Origin of the sequence: Streptomyces sp. NBC_00885 (assembly GCF_045207475.1) — a bacterium.
Lineage (GTDB): Bacteria > Actinomycetota > Actinomycetes > Streptomycetales > Streptomycetaceae > Streptomyces.
The window spans coordinates 5,218,174-5,239,102 of the sequence record NZ_CP108796.1; the positions used below are offsets into that span (position 1 = coordinate 5,218,174).

18 protein-coding genes are annotated in these 20,929 nt (G+C 69.3%); 10 read left to right on the plus strand and 8 right to left on the minus strand.

Annotated elements, in window-relative coordinates:
* Positions 1–5: 5 nt before the first annotated feature.
* Genes OHA61_RS23790 through OHA61_RS23805 form a run of 4 tightly spaced genes read right to left on the minus strand, consistent with a single transcriptional unit; the run spans position 6 to position 4,102 of the window.
* Entirely contained in the window at positions 6–989 is a 984-nt protein-coding gene (locus tag OHA61_RS23790) for an AAA family ATPase (protein ID WP_406304735.1), read from the minus strand.
* Positions 986–2,185, minus strand: coding sequence for a DUF4350 domain-containing protein (locus tag OHA61_RS23795; protein ID WP_406304736.1), 1,200 nt, complete (start codon positions 2,183–2,185; stop codon positions 986–988). Before OHA61_RS23795 ends, OHA61_RS23790 begins: the two co-directional genes overlap by 4 nt.
* Entirely contained in the window at positions 2,182–2,871 is a 690-nt protein-coding gene (locus OHA61_RS23800; protein WP_406304737.1) for a DUF4129 domain-containing protein, read from the minus strand. Before OHA61_RS23800 ends, OHA61_RS23795 begins: the two co-directional genes overlap by 4 nt.
* A 4-nt stretch (positions 2,872–2,875) precedes the next feature.
* Positions 2,876–4,102 carry a hypothetical protein gene (locus OHA61_RS23805; protein WP_406304738.1) on the minus strand — a complete coding sequence of 409 codons (1,227 nt, stop codon included), beginning with the start codon at positions 4,100–4,102 and terminating at the stop codon, positions 2,876–2,878.
* A gap of 180 nt (positions 4,103–4,282) precedes the next feature.
* On the opposite strand from OHA61_RS23805, the gene mtnA reads away from it, so the two are divergent.
* From mtnA to OHA61_RS23840, 7 genes are all read left to right on the plus strand, one after another.
* Complete coding sequence (gene mtnA / locus OHA61_RS23810; RefSeq protein ID WP_406304739.1) at positions 4,283–5,428, plus strand: S-methyl-5-thioribose-1-phosphate isomerase; 1,146 nt, start codon at positions 4,283–4,285, stop codon at positions 5,426–5,428.
* A gap of 4 nt (positions 5,429–5,432) precedes the next feature.
* Positions 5,433–6,122 (plus strand): two-component system response regulator MtrA, encoded by a 690-nt coding sequence (gene mtrA / locus OHA61_RS23815; RefSeq protein WP_007448372.1) that lies wholly within the window; start codon positions 5,433–5,435, stop codon positions 6,120–6,122.
* A 1-nt stretch (position 6,123) separates the two neighbouring features.
* Positions 6,124–8,139 carry an MtrAB system histidine kinase MtrB gene (gene mtrB / locus OHA61_RS23820; protein ID WP_406304740.1) on the plus strand — a complete coding sequence of 672 codons (2,016 nt, stop codon included), beginning with the start codon at positions 6,124–6,126 and terminating at the stop codon, positions 8,137–8,139.
* Entirely contained in the window at positions 8,129–9,982 is a 1,854-nt protein-coding gene (locus tag OHA61_RS23825) for an LpqB family beta-propeller domain-containing protein (protein ID WP_406304741.1), read from the plus strand. Before mtrB ends, OHA61_RS23825 begins: the two co-directional genes overlap by 11 nt.
* Positions 9,983–10,135: 153 nt before the next feature.
* Positions 10,136–10,861, plus strand: coding sequence for a ComF family protein (locus OHA61_RS23830; RefSeq protein ID WP_406304742.1), 726 nt, complete (start codon positions 10,136–10,138; stop codon positions 10,859–10,861).
* Positions 10,862–11,194: 333 nt separating this feature from the next.
* Entirely contained in the window at positions 11,195–11,884 is a 690-nt protein-coding gene (hpf, locus tag OHA61_RS23835) for a ribosome hibernation-promoting factor, HPF/YfiA family (RefSeq protein ID WP_406304743.1), read from the plus strand.
* Between the two features lie 192 nt (positions 11,885–12,076).
* Entirely contained in the window at positions 12,077–12,838 is a 762-nt protein-coding gene (locus tag OHA61_RS23840; protein WP_361906558.1) for a response regulator transcription factor, read from the plus strand.
* Positions 12,839–12,916: 78 nt separating this feature from the next.
* Here the strand turns inward: OHA61_RS23840 and OHA61_RS23845 are convergent, their stop codons facing one another.
* Together OHA61_RS23845 and OHA61_RS23850 are read right to left on the minus strand one after the other, a co-directional pair.
* The gene (locus tag OHA61_RS23845; RefSeq protein ID WP_406304744.1) at positions 12,917–14,080 is read right to left on the minus strand and encodes a winged helix-turn-helix domain-containing protein; all 1,164 of its coding nucleotides are present in this window, start codon (positions 14,078–14,080) and stop codon (positions 12,917–12,919) included.
* 122 nt (positions 14,081–14,202) lie between these two features.
* Complete coding sequence (locus tag OHA61_RS23850) at positions 14,203–14,778, minus strand: GNAT family N-acetyltransferase (protein ID WP_406304745.1); 576 nt, start codon at positions 14,776–14,778, stop codon at positions 14,203–14,205.
* Between the two features lie 240 nt (positions 14,779–15,018).
* On the opposite strand from OHA61_RS23850, the gene secA reads away from it, so the two are divergent.
* The gene (gene secA / locus OHA61_RS23855) at positions 15,019–17,832 is read left to right on the plus strand and encodes a preprotein translocase subunit SecA (RefSeq protein WP_361906552.1); all 2,814 of its coding nucleotides are present in this window, start codon (positions 15,019–15,021) and stop codon (positions 17,830–17,832) included.
* A gap of 201 nt (positions 17,833–18,033) precedes the next feature.
* Here the strand turns inward: secA and OHA61_RS23860 are convergent, their stop codons facing one another.
* Positions 18,034–18,468: an Rv3235 family protein gene (locus OHA61_RS23860; protein WP_266475928.1), complete on the minus strand. Its 435-nt coding sequence runs from the start codon at positions 18,466–18,468 to the stop codon at positions 18,034–18,036.
* A gap of 288 nt (positions 18,469–18,756) precedes the next feature.
* On the opposite strand from OHA61_RS23860, the gene OHA61_RS23865 reads away from it, so the two are divergent.
* Complete coding sequence (locus OHA61_RS23865; protein ID WP_324976863.1) at positions 18,757–19,263, plus strand: DUF6912 family protein; 507 nt, start codon at positions 18,757–18,759, stop codon at positions 19,261–19,263.
* 55 nt (positions 19,264–19,318) lie between these two features.
* Positions 19,319–19,984, plus strand: coding sequence for an HAD family hydrolase (locus tag OHA61_RS23870; RefSeq protein ID WP_361906549.1), 666 nt, complete (start codon positions 19,319–19,321; stop codon positions 19,982–19,984).
* A 144-nt stretch (positions 19,985–20,128) separates the two neighbouring features.
* Here the strand turns inward: OHA61_RS23870 and OHA61_RS23875 are convergent, their stop codons facing one another.
* Positions 20,129–20,695 (minus strand): DJ-1/PfpI family protein, encoded by a 567-nt coding sequence (locus tag OHA61_RS23875; RefSeq protein ID WP_266475931.1) that lies wholly within the window; start codon positions 20,693–20,695, stop codon positions 20,129–20,131.
* Positions 20,696–20,929: the final 234 nt, after the last annotated feature.

Here is a 20,929-nt window from a genome sequence, read left to right on the forward strand (position 1 = left end):
GCTCCTCAGCGGGGGACGGGTACGTGGCTGAGGATCGCGGTGATGACGGAGTCGGTGGTGACTCCTTCCATTTCCGCTTCGGGCCGCAGCTGGATCCGGTGGCGCAGGGTGGGCAGCGCCAGGGCTTTGACATCGTCGGGGATGACGTAGTCGCGGCCGGTGAGCCAGGCCCATGCGCGGGCGGTGGAGAGCAGCGCAGTGGCGCCTCGGGGGGACACACCGAGAGTGAGTGAGGGGGATTCACGGGTGGCGCGGCAGATATCGACGACGTAGCCGGCGATTTCGGCGGACACCGAGGTCTTGGCGACGGCGGCCCTGGCGGCTTCCAGGTCAGCCGGGCCGGCGACGGGGCGTACGCCTGCAGCTTCCAGGTCGCGGGGGTTGAAGCCTTCCGCGTGACGGGTCAGGACGTTGATCTCGTCCTCGCGGTTGGGAAGCGGGACTGTGAGCTTGAGGAGGAAGCGGTCCAGTTGGGCTTCCGGAAGGGGGTAAGTGCCCTCGTACTCAACGGGGTTCTGGGTCGCGGCGACGAGGAAGGGGTCGGGCAGCGGACGGGGTGCGCCGTCGACGGTGACCTGGCGCTCCTCCATTGCCTCCAGGAGCGAGGACTGCGTCTTGGGCGGCGTGCGGTTGATCTCGTCGGCGAGGAGGAGGTTGGTGAAGACGGGGCCGGGCTGGAAGGAGAACTCGGCTGTGCGTGCGTCGTAGACAAGGGAGCCGGTCACGTCGCTGGGCATCAGGTCGGGAGTGAACTGGACACGCTTGGTGTCGAGTTCGAGGGATGCGGCGAGGGTGCGGACCAGCAGGGTCTTGGCGACGCCCGGTACTCCTTCGAGGAGGACATGGCCGCGGCAGAGCAGAGCCACGACGAGTCCGGTGACAGCGGGATCCTGGCCGACAACGGCCTTGGCGATCTCGGTGCGCAGGGCCTCCAGGGAGGTGCGGGCGCGGTCCGAGTTCTCAGCTGTCTCGGGGGTCGGGGCGCTCATGAAGTGCGTACCTCTCTTTCGAGGGCGTCGAGTTGGTCAGCCAGGTGGATGAGAGCGGTGTCGTCGGCCGGAGCCGGGCCGAAGAGCAGGCCGTTGAGGTCTCGTTCGCCGGTCGGCAGATGGGCCGAGACAGCTGGGAGCAGGGCATCGGGGGAGTGCGCTCCGGCAGGGGGGACGCCGAGCAGCGGGGCGATACGCGTACGGGTGGCCGAGCGCAGGGCCGCGGCGGCACGGTCGCGGGCGTTCACCTTGCGGTAGAGGCGGGCGCGGCCCTCGGTGGACTCGGAGGCGCGGATAGCGACGGGAAGCCTTTCGGTGACGAGGGGGCCCAGTCGGCGGGCGCGCCAGATCGCGGCCAGGACGGCGGCGACGGCGAGCTGGAGTGTCCCCCAGAGCCAGCCCGAGGGGATCAGATCGAGGAACGCACTGTCGGTGTCGCCGTCGGTGCTGTCTTGTGCGGCGGAGTTGTCGCCGAGCGAAGGGAGGTACCAGACCAAATGGCCTCGGGAGCCGAGGAGTTGCAGGGCGAGGGAGGCGTTGCCGTTCTTGTCCAGGCGGTGGTTGTAGAGGATGTCGGGGGAGCCGAGCAGGACGGTGTCGCCGTTGCCGGTTTCGTCGATCCTGAGGAGTGTGGGCAGGCCGTCGCTCGGGTAGCAGCGGTCGGCGCCCGGCCTCTCGGTGGTGTACCGCTCACCGCCGAGCTCGGCGCTGCCCGCGCTGTCGGCAGCGGGGAGGGAACACTGGGGGGTGCGTGCCGAGACGGAGGTCGGGGCCTCGCTGTGGACTCCGGGGGCCAGGGTGCCGAGCGACGCGGGTCCGGCGGCGAGGAGAACCGTGCGCCCGCCGGAGTCGGCCATCGCGTCGCGGAGCGTTCCTTGCTGAGTTTCCGTCAGCAGGTCGGGGACGGTGACGAGAAGAGTGGTGTCGGGTCCGCCGGCACTGGCCGCCTCGTCGAGGGTGGTGACCACGCGGGTGGAGACGCCGCGGTCCTTGAGGAGTTCGGCGACGGCGCGGCTGCCGTAGCGGTCGGCGGAGCGGGGGTCGAGGCGGCCGTGCTGGTCCCCGGAGCGCAGGGCGGCCATGGCGATCCCGGCTGCGACGAGGATGACAAGTGCGAGCAGGAGGCCGCGAGTTCGGGACCACACCTGGCGCTTCGTCGGAGCTATGGATGTGGAGCTGACGGAGGCCGCGGTCATTCGGCCGCTCCCTGGGTCGCGCCGCTCAGTTGGGGCTTTGTGCGCTCCAGTTCGAGGTCGAGATCACGCAGACGCAGATATGCCTGCCGGTCGGCGGTCCGGCCGCCGTATGTGACGTCGTCGAACTCCCTGGCGGCGGCGCGGAGTCCGTCGGACTGGGCGGGGAGGGAACGTCCGGCCTCGTCGGCGGCCTCGTCCGCGGTGCGGCCGGGACGCGGGTCGAGGAGGGTTCGTTCCTCCAGGGAGCGGACGATGGCTCGCATGCGTTCCTGGACGGCCTGGTTCCAGCGTCCTGCGGCTGCGTGGGCCTCGGCGGCTGTGCGGTGTTCGGACGCGCTGCGTGGGCTGTCGTCGAAGAGGGAGTCCGCGGAGCCGGGGGTGCGCCGGGGCGTGCCAAGACGCCACCAGAGGGCGGCGAGCAGGCCGACCACGACCAGGACGACCACGATGAGTCCGAGCGGGCCGCCGGGAGTGGCGCCGGAGGCGGAGTCGAAGAGGCCGCCGACCCAGTCCCAGAAGCGGTCGAGGGCACGCTGGAGGAGACTCGGGTCGTTCTCGTGGTACATCGGTTTGGACAGTTCCCGCTCCGCTGCCTCCCGTGCGGGGATGCGGGGAGTGTCCACCGGTACGTCGTCGCTCGCGCGGATCAGTAGCCGCGCCCTCATCACGCCCCCCGTGGTGGACACCGCATCAGGTCCTGGAGGCGTTGTGGCCCGACGGCTCGGAGCCGTAGCCGGGGACGCCCGCGGCGCGTGCGAGTTCCAGGTCGAGAGCTTCGCGGCGGATGCGCTGGTCGACGTAGAGGAGGACCGTCACGCCGGCGGAGATCGGGTAGGTGATGGAGGATGCGATCACCGAGCCGATGCCCGTGATGATCAGGAACGGCCATCCGAAGTCGGGGCTGTTTCCGGCGAAGAGGTCGCCGAACCCGCTGCCGTCCACCGCGAACGCGATCACCGTGAACGGCACAGCGATGATCATCGAAACCAGCAGTGTCAGCAGCAGCGTGAGTACGACGATGCCGAAGGTCCGCCACCAGGCGCCCTGGACCAGTTTGGCCGAGCGGCGGAGGGAGGCGATGACACCTTGACGCTCCAGCATCAGCGCGGGAGAAGCGAGGGCGAACCGGATCATCAGCCAGAGGACCACCCCGCAGGCCCCGAGGCCTGCGAACACGGCGAGTGCGATTCCACCTCCGCCCCCGAGCAGCAGACCGGGCAGAATCGCCCCGGTCATGATTGCTGCGCCCATCAGGGGCAACAGCAGGGTCAGGCCCAGCAGTTGAGGAAGCCGGGGCCGTGCTTCCTGCCAGGCCTCGGAGAGCGTCACCGGGCGGCCGAGCACGGAGCGGCTGATCACTATGGTGAGAAGCGCCGTGGTGAACAGGGTCACGATCATGGTGATGATCAGCGCCGGGCCCATGGCGAGCAGGCTGGCCTGGAGCGAGTCCACGGACTGCCTCAGGGCCTCCGAGGGCGTTGCGTCCGGATTGACCTCGGGCGGGTCGGGCAGCAGGTAGCGCTCGACGAGGATGTTGCAGATCTGGGAGACCACCGAGACGGTGATCGTGATGCCCAGCACCGTGCGCCAGTGGGCGCGGAGTGTGGAAACAGCGCCGTCGAGGATCTCGCCGACTCCCAGGGGGCGCAGCGGGATGACACCGGGCTTGGCTGCGGCCGGTGGCCTGCCCCAGCTGCCGCGCGGCTGTCCGCCCCAGCCCGGGGCGGGCGGGGGTACGGGGATGCGGTCGGCACCCGGGGCGGTCGGCGCGGACCACCGGCCCGGAGGCGGCTGGTCGGTGGACCACTTCGAGGCGGGGCCGCTCTCTTCGGCAGGCGCGGCAGGACGCGGAACGCCGGCGTCCTGCCCGTCGGAGGGAGCAGATCCGGGCGAGGCCCAGCCCGGAGTGTCGTTCACGGTCGTCCACCTCATGGATTGGTCGCGGGACCGGCTCGCCGAGCCGGTGCGTTCACGGTGCCTGTCCCCTTGGCGGGACGGCAGTGGTGGCCATCGTGCCACGCGTCGCTCGCGGGTGGGCGGGGGCCCGTATCTCCTTCGCACCTTCATTGTCGGTGGCTCACCGGGCAGACTGGGCGGATGGCTGATCAGTACGTACAAAACCCGGCTGGTTCCGAGCCGCCGCCGCTTCCGGCGCTGCGGTGGGACGAGCCGCCGGAAGGGCCTGTACTGGTACTGCTCGACCAGACCCGGCTGCCCGCCGACGAGGTCGAGCTGGTGTGTACCGATGTGCCGGCCCTGGTGCGGGCGATTCAGACGCTGGTTGTGCGTGGGGCGCCGCTGCTGGGTATCGCCGGGGCCTATGGTGTGGCTCTCGCGGCCGTGCGGGGCTACGACGTGGAGGAGTCGGCCGAGCTGCTGGAACGGGCGCGGCCCACCGCGGTGAACCTGGCGTACGGCGTACGGCGTGCGGTGGCCGCGTACCGCATGGCAGTGGACAAGGGGGCGGATGCCGAGCAGGCCGCGCACGCGGCGCTCTCCACTGCCAAGGCGCTCCATCAGGAGGATGCCGAGGCCAGTGACCGGATGGCTGAGCACGGCCTGGTGCTGCTCGACGAGCTGCTGCCGGGCGGCGGTCACCGGATCCTGACCCACTGCAACACCGGGGCGCTGGTCTCCGGCGGGGAGGGCACCGCGTTCGCCGTGGCGCTCAGGGCGCACCGCGCGGGAAGGCTGCGGCGGCTGTGGGTCGACGAGACGCGACCGCTGCTGCAGGGGGCCCGGCTGACCGCCTATGAGGCGGCGCGGAGCGGAATGCCGTACACATTGCTCACGGACAGTGCCGCAGGATCGTTGTTCGCGGCGGGGGAGGTCGATGCGGTATTGATCGGGGCCGACAGGATCGCCGCCGACGGGTCGGTGGCGAACAAGGTAGGGAGCTATCCGCTGGCGGTGCTTGCGAAGTACCACCATGTTCCGTTCATCGTCGTCGCGCCGACCACGACGATCGATCGGAGCACGCCGGACGGGGCCTCGATAGAGGTGGAGCAACGATCTGGACAGGAGGTGACCGAGGTCACAGCGCCGCAGATCGCGGTGGCTGGGGGAGTCGGCGGCGGGCTGTCGGTCGCGCCGCTGGGAACCCAGGCGTACAACCCGGCGTTTGATGTCACAGCGCCGGATCTGGTGACGGCGATCGTCACCGAGCAGGGAACGTTGTCCCCGGTCACAGGGGGCGGAATTGCGGAGCTGTGGGCCAGGTCACGCCAGGTAACGATTAGCTAATGGGATGATGTCGATTATGAAGGGACGAGTCCTTGTCGTCGACGACGACACCGCACTGGCCGAGATGCTCGGGATTGTGCTGCGTGGTGAAGGTTTCGAGCCGTCGTTCGTAGCGGACGGTGACAAGGCACTTGCCGCTTTCCGTGAGGCCAAACCCGATCTTGTACTGCTGGATCTCATGCTGCCCGGACGGGACGGCATCGAGGTGTGCAGGCTGATCAGGGCAGAGTCCGGCGTGCCGATCGTGATGCTCACGGCCAAGAGCGACACCGTGGATGTGGTGGTGGGCCTGGAATCCGGGGCCGATGACTACATCGTCAAACCGTTCAAGCCGAAGGAGCTGGTCGCCCGGATCCGGGCGCGTCTGAGGAGGTCGGAGGAGCCTGCGCCCGAGCAGCTGACGATCGGGGATCTGGTCATCGATGTGGCCGGACACTCCGTGAAGCGGGAGGGGCAGTCGATCGCCCTGACTCCGCTCGAGTTCGATCTGCTGGTGGCACTCGCACGCAAGCCGTGGCAGGTGTTCACCCGCGAGGTGCTGCTGGAGCAGGTATGGGGCTATCGCCATGCCGCCGACACCAGGCTGGTCAATGTGCACGTACAGCGGTTGCGCTCAAAGGTCGAGAAGGACCCCGAGCGTCCGGAGATCGTGGTGACCGTCCGTGGTGTCGGTTACAAGGCCGGGCCGAGCTGACATGTCCCGAGGCAGCGTTGCTCCGAAGCCCGGTGAGCCGGGAGTCCGTACGGGGCGGGCTGCCGGACCGGGGAATGAGCCCTCGCGATTCGGCCGTCTGCTCCAGGGGGGACGACTGCCTTCGGGCAGTGCGCCGGGGAGCCCGGTTCTTCGGCTCCTGATGCGCTGGGTGCGCCGTCCGCTACTGCCCGCAGTGCGGCTGTGGCGGCGGAACATCCAGCTCAGGGTGGTGGCGAGCACGCTGCTGATGTCGCTCGGCGTGGTGGTGCTGCTGGGCTTCGTCGTCATCGGCCAGGTGCGCAACGGTCTGCTGGACGCCAAGGACAAGGCTGCCCAGAGCCAGGCGGCCGGCGGCTTCGCCGTGGCGCGCGAGAAGGCGAACCTCCTCAACGGTCCGGGAAGCGGGCACAACGGCGCCGCTGCGGACGGCAGGACCGCGGGAAGCTCCTGGCGGTCCGATCTGGTGCAACAGCTCTCCAGCGGCGGGCAGGGCGCGTTCCACGTGGTGGCGCTCAGCGCCGACTCCGAGGACGCGGGCCGCGGGCCGCGGACCTCGGGGAGCGTGGCCTTCGAAAGCATTCCCGAGGACCTGCGGAACGAGGTCGACCAGGGGACCGGTACGTACGAGACGTACATGCAGATCAAGTACAACAACGAGCACGAGCCCGAGCCGGGCCTGGTCGTCGGTACGCGACTGAACGACATCGAGGGCAATCCGTACGAGCTGTACTACCTCTTCCCGCTGGCGCAGGAGGAGCAGTCGCTCAACCTGGTCAGAGGAACCCTCGCCACGGCCGGGCTGTTCGTCGTGGTCCTGCTGGGAGCCATTGCCTGGCTGGTCGTGCGGCAGATCGTGACGCCTGTGCGGATGGCCGCGGGGATCGCCGAGCGGCTTTCCGCCGGCCGTCTCCAGGAGCGGATGAAGGTCACCGGCGAGGACGACATCGCCCGCCTGGGCGAGGCGTTCAACAAGATGGCGCAGAACCTCCAGCTCAAGATCCAGCAGCTGGAGGAGCTCTCCCGGATGCAGCGCCGCTTCGTGTCGGATGTGTCGCACGAGCTGCGGACGCCTCTGACGACCGTACGGATGGCAGCCGATGTCATTCATGAGGCGCGGGCCGACTTCGATCCGGTGACGGCGCGTTCGGCGGAGCTTCTGGGCGATCAGCTCGACCGTTTCGAGTCGCTGCTCTCCGATCTGCTGGAGATCAGCCGCTTCGACGCGGGTGCGGCGGCGCTGGAGGCGGAGCCGATAGATCTGCGCGAGGTGGTACGGCGGGTGATCGGCGGCGCCGAGCCGCTGGCCGAGCGCAAGGGCACCCGGATACGCGTGATCGGCGACGAGCAGCCGGTGGTCGCCGAGGCCGACGCCCGGCGCCTGGAGCGTGTGCTGCGGAACCTGGTCGTCAACGCCGTGGAGCACGGGGAGGGCCGGGACGTGGTGGTGCGGATGGCGGTCGCCGGCGGGGCCGTAGCGGTCGCGGTGCGCGACTACGGAGTGGGGTTGAAGCCGGGGGAGGCGACCCGGGTCTTCAACCGCTTCTGGCGGGCCGATCCGGCGCGGGCTCGTACGACGGGCGGTACAGGCCTTGGTCTGTCCATCGCCGTCGAGGATGCCCGGCTGCACGGCGGCTGGCTGCAGGCGTGGGGGGAGCCCGGTGGGGGCTCGCAGTTCCGGCTGACCCTGCCGCGTACGGCGGACGAGCCGCTGCGCGGTTCGCCGATACCCCTGGAGCCGGAGGACTCGCGGCAGAACCGCGAGCGCGCCGATTCCGCCGCCCCGCAGATGAACGGGCACCGGCTGGCGGCCGTGCCCACGCAGCCCACGACCGACCGCTCGGCCCTGCCCGTGCCGCCGCGTGCTCCGGTGCCGCCCCCTTCGGCCCCTGCCGGTGTGGACCCGGCGGCGCTCCCGGGCAACGGTGCGCGGGTGGTGGCACGACCGGCGGGCGAGCAGCGTGGCGACGCGGCAGCACAGGTTTCTTCGGACCGGGAGGACACGACTCGTGGGCGCTGACCCCCGACGCGACAGCCGCCGAGGCGCGCTCAAGGCTTCCGCCCTGCTCGGCTGCAGCGGTGTGCTGCTGGCGGGGTGCGCCTCGATGCCCGACAGCGGTGACATTCATGCGGTGAAGGCGTCCCAGCGTGCGGATTCGCAGGTGCGCGTGTACGCGGTGCCGCCGCGGAAGGGCGCCAGTCCGATCGAGGTCGTCACGGGTTTTCTGGAGGCGATGACCAGCGACGACACGGACTTCGCCATCGCCCGGACGTATCTGATGCCGGAAACCTCCAAGAAGTGGCGGCCGGACGCGGGCACCACGGTGCTGTCCGCCGCGCCCGGCTACGGGCAGGCCATCACCGGTGGCCGGGAGAACCCGGGCGTCGACTATCCGCTCCTGGGCACGCAGATCGCCACGGTGGACCCGCAGCATGCCTATCAGGCGGTTACTCCCACGCCGTACAGCCGGACGATTCATCTGTCCCTGCAGACCGGGCCGGAAGGCAAGGAGTGGCGGATCGACAGTCTGCCGCCGGGGCTGGTGCTCGGCGCGTCCGACTTCCGGCGCAACTACATCTCGGTGAACAAGTACTACTTTGCCTCCGGCCAGGCCTCCACGCCGGTGGCCGACCCGGTCTACATCCGCCAGCGGCTCGATCCGGTGACCCGGATGGACCCGGTCACACAGTCGGTCAAGGCGCTGCTCGACGGTCCGACGAACTGGCTGAAGCCTGTGGTCGAGTCGCCCTTCCCGACCGGTACGACGCTGAAGAAGGGCACCAAGTCGCTGGCGTTCGACGACCGGAACGCGCTGAAGGTGCCACTCAACGAGAAGGCGTCCAATGTGGGCCGCCTGCAGTGTTCGAGGATGGCGGCGCAGATTCTGTTCACCCTGAAGGACCTGACGTCCACCAGGGTCGAGCAGGTGGAGCTGCAGCGTGCGGACGGCTCGCAGCTGTGCGTGGTCAACAGCAGCCAGGCCGAGGGTTACGCACGGGACCATGTCTCGGGCCAGTCGACGTACCAGTACTTCGTCGACAGCAAGAACCAGCTGGCGCTGCTGTCGGGCGCCGCCAAGGACATAAGCGAGCCGGAGAATGTGCTCGGCCCGTTCGGCAACGGCCGATTGCAGATGAGCCTCGTCGGTGTGGCTCGCGACGAGCGCACCGCGGCGGCCGTCTCGAAGGACTACAGCAGCCTGTACGTGTCGTCCCTCATGGCGGACAGCGAGCTGGGCCAGCCGCTGGTCCGGAGCCACGGCGACAGCCCCGCGAACCGTCTTTCGGCACCCAGCTGGGACGGCCGGAACGATCTGTGGGTCGCCGACCGCGATCCTCGTCATCCGGCGCTGATGCGCCTGGCGCGCGGCGCGGGTACTCCCCAGAACGTCAAGATCATCCCGGGGCTGGACGGCGCACGGATCGAGGCGGTCAGGGTCTCGGCCGACGGTGTGCGCATCGCGCTGCTGCTGACCAAGGACGGCAGGACCACGCTGAAGATCGGGCGTGTGGAGCGCCACGGCCCCACGGCCAACCCGGTGGTCTCCGTCGCGGAACTGCGGCCCGCCGCACCACAGATGGAGACGGTCACGGCCGTTTCCTGGGCGGGGCCCAGCAGGCTCGTGGTGGTCGGCAAGGAGTCCGGCGGAGTCCAGCAGGTGCGGTACATGCAGACGGACGGTTCGAGTTCTGACACGAGCGTCCTGCCGGGTCTGAACCGCGTGAAGGCGGTCGCCGCGTCCGACGACGAGAGCCGCCCGCTCGTGGCGTACTCGGAGGACGACGGCATCGTGAAGCTGCCGCCGGGCGCGAACTGGCAGACGCTCGTCAAGAAGGGCTCGTCGCCGGTCTACCCGGGGTAGCCGGGGCGAAAGACGGCGTCCGGGACGGGCCGCAGCGGCCGGAAAGGGGCCTCTGAGAGCTCCGGCGGGCCTGCGGAGGGCCTGCCGGAGCTGTCCTGGAGGAGTTGTCCACAGGGGTGGCACGGCGCTCCAGCCGTCGGCAGAGTGGTTGCCATGCGGGGCTGGTGGCGGGAGATCTCCGGTCTGGTGCTGCCGGTCGCCTGCGGCGGCTGCGGCACTCCTCGTACGCCGCTGTGCGAGGACTGCGCGCGGGCGCTGTACGGCACCGCGGCGCGCAGAGCGAGGCCTGTGCCCGAGCCCGCGGGCCTGCCGGCGGTGCACGCCGCTGCTCCCTATGCCGATGCCGTGCGTGCGGTGCTGCTGGCGCACAAGGAGCGGGGCGCGCTGGGGCTGGCCCGGCCGCTGGGTGTCGCGCTTGCCGGGGCGGTGCGGGGCGCTGTGTCGTCGGCCGATCGGGGGACTGGTCCACTGCTGCTCGTACCGGTGCCGTCGGCGCGGCGTGCGGTCCGGGCGCGGGGGCACGACGCGGTGCGGCGGATGGCGCTGGCTGCGGCCGGCGAGCTGCGCCGGACGGGCACGGAGGCCAGGGTGCTCCCGGTGCTGCGGCAGCGGCGGGAAGTGGCCGACCAGTCGGGTCTCACGGCCCGTATGCGGGTGGAGAATCTAACGGGGGCCCTGGAGGTCGCAGCCGGAGGGGGACGGCTTCTGGAGGGCGGCAGGGCGGTTCTGGTGGACGACCTCATGACCACCGGGGCTTCGCTGACCGAGGCGGCCCGGGCGCTGCGGGCGGCCTCCGGGTTGCGATTTCCCGGACTTCTGCATCTGAGCGCGGCGGTGGTCGCCGTCCCACCGCTGTCTTTCGAAAAAAACCGGAACTGACCGAGAACTTGCATCGTTGCAGGTAGTGAGAGAAGAAAAGCCCCTGAATGGAGGTACGCGCTGGTAGCGGGTGCCGACACCGGTCCGAGCGAGCTATGTTCGGTTGTGAGGAATGGCGATTGCCGTACCGCACCGAATGATGGGCCGCGCTTCGGGCCAGGGATTCGAGGAAGCCAATACCTCGAAAGTGGGTGGGGTGGGGATCTTGTCGACTGGGGAGGAGGAGGTGAAAGTCGCCAAGTCCGAGACTCCGGTGATCACCGGAGTCTGGTGCAAGAGGGAGAGGCTCCGCAGCCAGCGAGCGGACGGAGCTATCCGGGAACGGAGTTCTGCGTGGACATCGTCGTCAAGGGCCGCAAGACCGAGGTGCCCGAGCGGTTCCGCAAGCACGTGGCCGAGAAGCTGAAGCTGGAGAAGATCCAGAAGCTCGACGGCAAGGTGATCAGCCTGGACGTCGAGGTGTCCAAGGAGCACAACCCGCGGCAGGCCGACCGTTCCGACCGTGTGGAGATCACTCTCCACTCCCGAGGCCCGGTGATCCGGGCGGAGGCCGCAGCCGGCGACCCGTACGCAGCGCTCGACCTCGCCACCGGCAAGTTGGAGGCCCGGCTGCGCAAGCAGCACGAGAAGCGCCACAACCGCCGTGGAAACGGCCGGATTTCGGCCTCCGAGGTGGCCGACGTCGTCCCCGGCGTCGCCGAGTTGAACGCCAACGGCCGGCCCGTCGGCGAAGAGACGCCCCAATCCATTCCCACCACCAGGATCGGCTCGCTCGAAATCCAGGGCGAGGGACCGCTGGTGGTCCGCGAGAAGGTCCACACCGCAGCACCGATGACACTCGACCAGGCTCTCTACGAGATGGAACTGGTCGGGCACGACTTCTACCTCTTCGTCGACTCCGAGACGAAGCAGCCCAGTGTCGTCTACCGACGGCACGCCTACGACTATGGCGTCATCCACCTGGAGACCGACCCGCTGGCCGGATCCGAGGCGGGCGGTGCCGGAGGTGCGCTCGGCGGCTGAGTGCCGCCAGGCAGGTCGGTGGTGCCCCTGGAGCGCAATGTGCGCCCCCAGGGGCACCACCGCGCGACCACAGGATCACCGCTCTGTCGTCCGGGCATGAAAGCATGGCGTCCCAGGCCAACCGATGCACTCCGTAATGACGTTGGCGGACCAGACATGATCTTCAGGCCGCGGCCTTCAGGGGGAGGAACGATGGCGGACAGCTTCGGGCCGGTTCATGACGACTCGGGCGACGCGGGTGACGCCGGCTCCACAGTCGCCGAAGGCGGCGCGGACCACGGTGATTCCCGCAAGGAGCCCATCCGGGTTCTTGTGGTGGACGATCACGCCCTGTTCCGGCGAGGGCTGGAGATCGTCCTCGCGCAGGAGGAGGACATCCAGGTCGTGGGCGAGGCGGGCGACGGCGCCGAGGCGGTTGACAAGGCCGCTGACCTCCTGCCCGACATCGTGCTGATGGACGTGCGCATGCCCAAGCGCGGCGGCATCGAAGCCTGTACGTCCATCAAGGAGGTGGCCCCCAGCGCGAAGATCATCATGCTGACGATCAGCGACGAGGAAGCCGACCTCTACGACGCGATCAAGGCGGGCGCCACCGGCTATCTCCTCAAGGAGATCTCCACCGACGAGGTGGCCACGGCGATCCGCGCGGTGGCCGACGGGCAGTCGCAGATCAGCCCGTCCATGGCGTCCAAGCTGCTGACCGAGTTCAAGTCGATGATCCAGCGCACGGACGAGCGCAGGCTCGTGCCCGCGCCCCGGCTGACCGAGCGGGAGCTGGAAGTGCTCAAGCTGGTTGCGACGGGGATGAACAACCGGGATATCGCCAAGGAGTTGTTCATCTCCGAGAACACGGTGAAGAACCACGTCCGCAACATCCTGGAGAAGCTGCAGCTGCACTCCAGGATGGAGGCCGTGGTCTACGCGATGCGGGAGAAGATCCTCGAGATTCGGTAGTGATCACCCGGTCACCCGGTACTGATCACCCGGTAGTGATCACCGGCACTGATGGCCGGCAGTGATCACGGGTGGCGCTCACGAAACAGCCTTGACCAGGTCCGCGGTCAGCTCGGCGCGGTCGACCCGCTCGATGCGTACCGAATCGCAGCCGACCCACTGAGCGGCCTCGCGCAGCGCCTGGGCCATGGGTGCCACCGCCTTCGCGCTGTCGAGCGACACCTGGCGCGCCACCAGCGTCGTGCCCTCGCGGGCCGGGTCGACGCGCCCCAGCAGCTTTCCGCCCGACAGCAACGGCATCGCGAAGTAGCCGTACACCCGCTTCGGCTTGGGGACATACGCCTCGAGGCGGTGGGCGAAGCCGAAGATCCGCTCGGTGCGTGCCCGTTCCCAGATGAGAGAGTCGAACGGTGAGAGCAGGGTCGTACGATGCCTGCCGCGCGGTTCGGAGGCGAGCGCCTGCGGGTCCGCCCAGGCGGGCTTGGACCAGCCCTCGACCGTGACCGGGACCAGCCCCGAGTCAGCCACCACGGCGTCGAACTGTTCGCCCTTGAGGCGGTGGTAGTCCGCGATGTCCGCGCGGGTGCCGACACCGAGCGACTCACCTGCGAGCCGGACGAGCCGGCGCAGGCACTCCGTGTCGTCCAGCTCGTCGTGGAGAAGATCATCGGGGATGGTCCGCTCGGCGAGGTCGTACACCCGCTTCCAGCTGCGCCGCTCGGTGCACACCACCTCGCCGTACATCAGCGCGCGCTCGACGGCGACCTTCGACGCCGACCAGTCCCACCACTCGCCGCCGTTCTTCGCCCCGCCCAACTCCGTCGCGGTGAGCGGGCCTTCGGCGCGCAGCTGCTTGATCACCGTGTCGTAGGCGCCGTCCGGAAGGTCATGGCCCCAGTGCGGGCGGGCGCGATAGCTGCGGCGGCGGAATGCGAAGTGGGGCCACTCCTCGACGGGCAGAATGCAGGCGGCGTGCGACCAGTACTCGAAGCTGTGGCCCTCGGTCCAGTAGGCGTCCTCGACCGTCTTGCGGCCCACCGCACCAAGGCGGGCGTACGGAATCAGCTCGTGCGAGCGCGCCAGTACCGAGATCGTGTCCAGCTGGACGGCGCCGAGGTGGCGCAGCACACCCCGCACCCCGCCGCGCCGGTCGGGTGCGCCCAGGAATCCTTGGGCGCGCAGAGCTATGCGGCGCGCTTCGTCGGCGGACAGCTGGGCGGTGGGCAGCGGCACACTGGTCATGGTCCGCACCCTAGACGGCGGCACTGACAATCGAACCTGGCCGCAGGTCCCGGCTGCCGCACCCCGCGGACCGCCCCACCCGCATGCTGCCGCACCCCGTATGCCGTCCCACCCCGCGGGCGTCAGCGCCGGGGCGGCAGATACGGATGGGTGCTCGACAGCCCCAGGTCCGACGGGAGCAGCGCCCCCACCCACACATCCCTGAGTGTGTCCTTGTTCAGCAGGGCCGCCCGCAGTGACCCCTCGATCATGAAGCCCGCCTTCTCGGCGACGGCACGCGAGCCCTCGTTGCCGACCTCTGCCCGCCACTCCAGACGGGTCGCCCCCAGCCTGGTGAAGGCCCAGTGCGCCACGGCACCCACGGTCTCCGCCATGATCCCGCGCCCCCGGTGCTCCTTGTCCGTCCAGAAGCCGATCTCCCAGGTGCCCGAGAAAGTCCGCAGGCTGACCGCGACCGATGCCATCAGCGCGCCGCCTGCGCGCGGCAGCACCGCGAAGGTGCACATCGTGCCGGAGTGCCAGCCCTCCGGGACCATCTGTCCGGTGAATTCGGCGGCATGCCGGCGCTCATAGGGCGAGGGGACCGTCGTCCACCGCTGGATGTCGGGATCCTGGCACGCCTGATAGACCGCGTCCGTGTCGTCGCTCGTGAAGGTGCGCAGCAGCAGGCGTTCCGTGGTGAGGGTGGTGGGCTCCATGACCGGATTCTGGTCATGTCCGCGAAGGGATGCGAGCACTTTTCGTACCTCACCGGCACCTTCCGTGCGTCCCGTGCGTTCTCTTTGAGGGTGACAGCAGGCCTGGCTGACGGCGGACCTCCCGACCCGGCCGGGTCCTCGCTTACGATGGCCGTTGCGGTGGGGCCCACCTGCCGTGCCCGCGCCAGTGTCCATAACAAGACCCAGTGCCAGGCCCGATCGGCAAGGAGACCAACCTCAGTGTCCGTCTTCAACAAGCTCATGCGTGCAGGCGAAGGCAAGATCCTGCGCAAACTGCACCGCATCGCGGACCAGGTCAACTCCATCGAAGAGGACTTCGTCAACCTCTCCGACGCCGAGTTGCGGGCGCTCACCGATGAGTACAAGGAGCGGTACGCCGACGGTGAGAGCCTGGACGACCTGCTCCCCGAGGCGTTCGCGACCGTCCGTGAGGCCGCCAAGCGCGTCCTCGGTCAGCGCCATTACGACGTACAGATGATGGGCGGCGCCGCGCTGCACCTCGGGTATGTCGCCGAGATGAAGACCGGTGAGGGCAAGACCCTCGTCGGCACCCTCCCCGCCTACCTCAATGCGCTCTCGGGCAAGGGCGTCCACCTGATCACGGTGAACGACTACCTGGCCGAGCGTGACTCCGAGATGATGGGCCGGGTTCACAAGTTCCTGGGCCTGGATGTCGGCTGCATCCTCGCCAACATGACGCCGGCTCAGCGTCGCGAACAGTACAACTGCGACATTACGTACGGAACGAACAACGAGTTCGGCTTCGACTACCTCCGCGACAACATGGCGTGGTCCAAGGACGAGCTCGTCCAGCGCGGCCACAACTACGCCATCGTCGACGAGGTCGACTCGATCCTCGTCGACGAGGCCCGTACGCCGCTGATCATCTCCGGTCCGGCCGACCAGGCCACCAAGTGGTACGGCGACTTCGCCAAGCTGGTGACCCGCCTGGCCAAGGGTGAGGCGGGCAACCCCCTCAAGGGCATCGAGGAGACCGGCGACTACGAGGTCGACGAGAAGAAGCGGACCGTCGCCATCCATGAACCGGGTGTCGCCAAGGTCGAGGACTGGCTGGGCATCGACAACCTCTACGAGTCGGTGAACACCCCGCTCGTCGGATACCTGAACAACGCCATCAAGGCCAAGGAACTGTTCAAGAAGGACAAGGACTACGTCGTCATCGACGGCGAAGTCATGATCGTCGACGAGCACACCGGCCGTATCCTCGCAGGCCGCCGCTACAACGAGGGCATGCACCAGGCGATCGAGGCGAAGGAAGGGGTGGACATCAAGGACGAGAACCAGACCCTTGCCACGATCACCCTGCAGAACTTCTTCCGCCTCTACGGCAAGCTCTCCGGCATGACCGGTACGGCCATGACCGAGGCCGCCGAGTTCCACCAGATCTACAAGCTGGGCGTCGTGCCGATCCCGACGAACAAGCCGATGGTCCGCAAGGACCAGTCCGACCTGATCTACCGGACCGAGGTCGCCAAGTTCGCCGCGGTCGTCGACGACATCGCCGAGAAGCACGAGAAGGGCCAGCCGATCCTGGTCGGCACGACCTCGGTCGAGAAGTCCGAGTACCTCTCGCAGCAGCTCAACAAGCGGGGCATCCAGCACGAGGTCCTCAACGCCAAGCAGCACGACCGGGAGGCGACGATCGTCGCCCAGGCCGGGCGCAAGGGCGCGGTCACAGTCGCGACGAACATGGCCGGCCGTGGTACGGACATCAAGCTCGGAGGCAACCCCGACGACCTCGCCGAGGCGGAGCTGCGCCAGCGCGGCATGGACCCGGTCGAGCACGTGGAGGAGTGGGCCGCGGCCCTGCCCGCCGCGCTGGAGCGCGCCGAGGCGGCCGTCAAGGCCGAGCACGACGAGGTGACCGACATCGGCGGGCTCTATGTGCTGGGCACCGAGCGGCACGAGTCGCGGCGTATCGACAACCAGCTGCGCGGTCGTTCCGGCCGTCAGGGCGACCCGGGCGAGTCCCGTTTCTACCTGTCCCTGGGTGACGACCTGATGCGTCTGTTCAAGGCGCAGATGGTCGAGCGCGTGATGTCGATGGCGAACGTCCCCGACGACGTCCCGATCGAGAACAAGATGGTCACGCGTGCGATCGCGTCGGCGCAGTCGCAGGTGGAGCAGCAGAACTTCGAGACGCGTAAGAACGTCCTGAAGTACGACGAGGTGCTCAACCGCCAGCGTGAGGTCATCTACGGCGAGCGCCGCCGCGTTCTGGAGGGCGAGGACCTGCACGAGCAGGTGCGCCACTTCATGGACGACACCATCGATGCGTACATCCAGGCGGAGACGGTCGAGGGCTTCGCCGAGGAGTGGGACCTGGACCGGCTGTGGGGCGCGTTCAAGCAGCTCTACCCGGTGAAGATCACCGTCGAGGAGCTGGAGGACGCGGCCGGCGACCGTGCCGGGATCACCGCCGAGTTCATCGCCGAGTCCATCAAGGACGACATCCACGAGCAGTACGACGAGCGCGAGAAGCAGCTCGGCTCGGACATCATGCGTGAGCTTGAGCGGCGCGTGGTGCTGTCCGTACTGGACCGCAAGTGGCGTGAGCACCTCTACGAGATGGACTACCTTCAGGAGGGCATCGGCCTGCGCGCGATGGCCCAGAAGGACCCGCTCGTGGAGTACCAGCGCGAGGGCTTCGACATGTTCACCGCCATGATGGAGGGCATCAAGGAGGAGTCCGTCGGCTATCTGTTCAACCTGGAGGTCCAGGTCGAGCAGCAGGTCGAGGAGGTCCCGGTGCAGGACGCGGCCCCTTCGCTCGCCAAGGAGGACGCCGTTGCGGCGGGAGCCTCCCGTCCGGAGATCCGCGCGAAGGGGCTCGACGCCCCGCAGCGGCGGGACCGGCTGCACTTCTCGGCGCCAAAGGTGGACGGCGAGGGCGGCATCGTCGAGGGCGAATTCATCAGCGACGACGGACAGGCTCGTACGGACGGGGACGGCCTGACGCGGGCGGAGCGCCGCAAGGCGCAGAAGGGCGGCGGGCGCCGCCGCAAGAAGTAACTCTCTGCGTTTGCCTGTTGCGAACGGCCGGGGCCGGACACCGATTGTGGTGTCCGGCCCCGGCCGTTTCGCTTCCAGGGCTCGCGCCCGCTCAGCGGCTCGCGTCGGCACGAGAGGGGCAGGCGGCCCGGCTCGGCGCGGACGGCGGCTGAGCGGATCGCCTGCGGCTTCCTCCCGGGAGGGCGGCCCCCAGGGCGGAGGCTAGTTCCCGGCGGACGTGCCGACTCGTTCTCCGCCGAGTTCCACCGCGGCACAGCGCCAGCGCTGGTCCGCGCCCTGTTCCAGGCGGAAGGCCATCGCGCTGACCCGGTCCCCGGAGCCGATCCTGGCGAAGGCCTCGATCACGCCGGGGCCGGGGTGGTACTCCCCGCAGTGGCGTACGACGGGTGTGACCCGCTCCGCCGGACGCAGCGGTGCTCCCGGGGCGAGCCGCACAAGCTGTTCGTACGCCTCCCCGATGGTGTGCCCGAGCATCCAGTGCACCGGGCGCCGGCCGCTGAGCACCGCGAGCAGGCGGTCGGCGAACCAGTAGTGCGGCTTGTGCTGCCGTCGTGCGCGTGCCATCGCGGTTGCCGCCACCGCGGCGGGACGGCGCTGGTCCTGCCGCCCTGCGGGCCGGGTCCTGTTCATGCTCATGCAGATCGCCCCCGATATGCCGGGCCCGGCGCGATACCGGGCGGTAACTTCGTTGGTGATCTTCTACGGGGCGGGCTGGTCGGACCGCAATGCGCAAAGTCCCCTGCGGGGGCAGGCGCCACAGTTCACCTATCAGGGTGACGGGGCCCGACGCAGGCCGTCCTGAGCCGGTGCGAGGCAGGTCTGCGGTGGAAGGCGCGCGAGGCCGGGAGCGGCAGCCCGAAGGGGGACCTCGGGCGGACCTCACACGTATCCTGAGGGCGTTTCCGACTACGAAAGCGGTCAGCCATGCGCGTCTACGTCCCCCTGACCCTCCCCGGACTCGCAGAGGCGCACAAGGCGGGCGAACTCGGCCCCGGGCCGCTGACCGCGTATGCCGTCACGCCGGGACTGCGCGAGTGGTACGTCTCCGACGACATCGAGGAACTGGAGTACGCCGCGCTGAACCGCGCCGCGGCCGCCTCGCTGCGACTGCTCGCCGGCGACCCGGACGCGGTCAGGCGCCGGGTGGTCGTCGCGGTCGACGTACGGGACCAGGACGCGGTCGCCGATCCCGACGGGGTGCTCGTCGTGAGCGCGCTCGGCGAGGTGCGGGTCGCCACCGCGGTTCCGCTGTCCAAGGCGGCGGCGGTGCACGTGGACGCGGACGACGCGATCGGTGACGTGGCGGCCGCGGCGGACGCGCTTGGGGCGGCGGACCAGGGCGACGACGACGCGCAGTTCACGGTGGACGGGGCGGAGGACCACGAGCTGCTCTGGTACGGGGTGCAGGAGATCCAAAACCTCGTCGGCTGAGGCTGCGAAGGCGGCTCGGCGGCCGGTTGTCAGACCCGGCCGGTACCGTTTTCGTATGGGGAAGCACAGCACACACCTGGTCTGGGACTGGAACGGCACACTGCTCGACGACATCACGGCTGTCATCGGGGCGACCAACGCCGCCTTCGAGGAGATCGGCTTGGAGCCGATCACGCTCGAGAGCTACCGCGAGATGTACTGCGTGCCGATTCCCCGGTTCTACGAGCGGCTCATGGGACGGCTGCCGTCGGACGCGGAGTGGGAGGTCATGGACGAGGCCTTCCACCGGCACTACAGCGAGCACCGGATCGGGTGCGGGCTGACCGAGGGCGTCGAGGAGCTGCTGCAGGAGTGGCGGCTGGCCGGGCGCAGCCAGTCGCTGCTGAGCATGTACGGGCACGAGGAGCTGGTCCCGGTCGTACGGGGCTATGGCATCGAGGGCCACTTCATACGCGTGGACGGGCGGACCGGGCCGTCCGGCGGCACGAAGGCGCTGCACATGGAGCGCCATCTCGCGGCGCTCGGCGGCGTCGCGGCGCCGGAGCGCACGGTGGTGATCGGTGACGCGGTCGACGACGCGGTGGCGGCGGCGCATGTGGGGGCGCGGGCAGTGCTGTACACCGGGGGGTCGCACAGCAGGGCAAGCCTGGAGTCGGTGGGGGTGCCGGTGGTGGACAGCCTCGCGGAGGCGGTGGAGGTGGCGACACGGCTGGTGGCGTAACGGGGCGGTTCGCCCTCAGGACGGGCTGCTCCCCACCTGCTCCCCTCCCCACCTGCTCCCCTCCCCTCCCGCTCCCCACCCCGCGTTGCCCGAACCGGGCTCGGCCCGGACCCCGAGGGGCCCGGGCTGCCCCGCCACACCCCCCTACGCGACCGGTGCCTTCGCCCGAAGCACCGTGAGGAACTCCCGCATCCACGCCGAGTGGTCCGGCCAGGCCCTCGACGACACCAGCGTGCCGTCGACGACCGCCTCCACGTCCTGGAAGCTTGCGCCCGCCGCCTGCATGTCCAGTTCCAGGGCGGGATAGGCCGTGACCCGGCGGCCCTCCAGGCTGCCGATCGCCGCCGTCAGCAGCGGGCCGTGGCAGATCTGCGCCACGGGCTTGTCGGCGTCGAAGAAGGACTTCAGAATCTTGCGTAGCTCGGGATCGTTGCGCAGGTACTCCGGGGCGCGGCCGCCCGGGATCACCACCGCTGCGTACTGTCCGGGCTCGACCTCCGAGAAGGCCAGGTCCGCCGGCCATGTGTAGCCCGGCTTTTCGGTGTAGGTGTCGAAGCCCGGCTCGAAGTCGTGCACGACGAACTGCAGTTTTTTGCGGGCGGGGGCCGCGATGTCGACCTCGTACCCCTCTTCCCGCAGCCGCTGATACGGGTAGAGGACTTCGAGGGACTCGGCCGCATCGCCGGTGACGATCAGGATCTTCGGTGTCATGGCTGCTCCCGGTGTCGGGCTGTCGACGGTGTCCCCGCCGTCGGTGCAGGGCGTCGACGGTATGCCGTGTCGTCACCGCCAACCTGCACCGCGGGGGACTGTTTGCCAAGAGTGGCCCTGTGTCGCTGTCCAGACTGTCAAACTTCCGGCCCTGCTTTTGTACACATACGGCTCATGACGGGTCGGGGGGGCGGGGCGATAGCCTTGACCCGTGATCAGCGCTATATGCCGTGG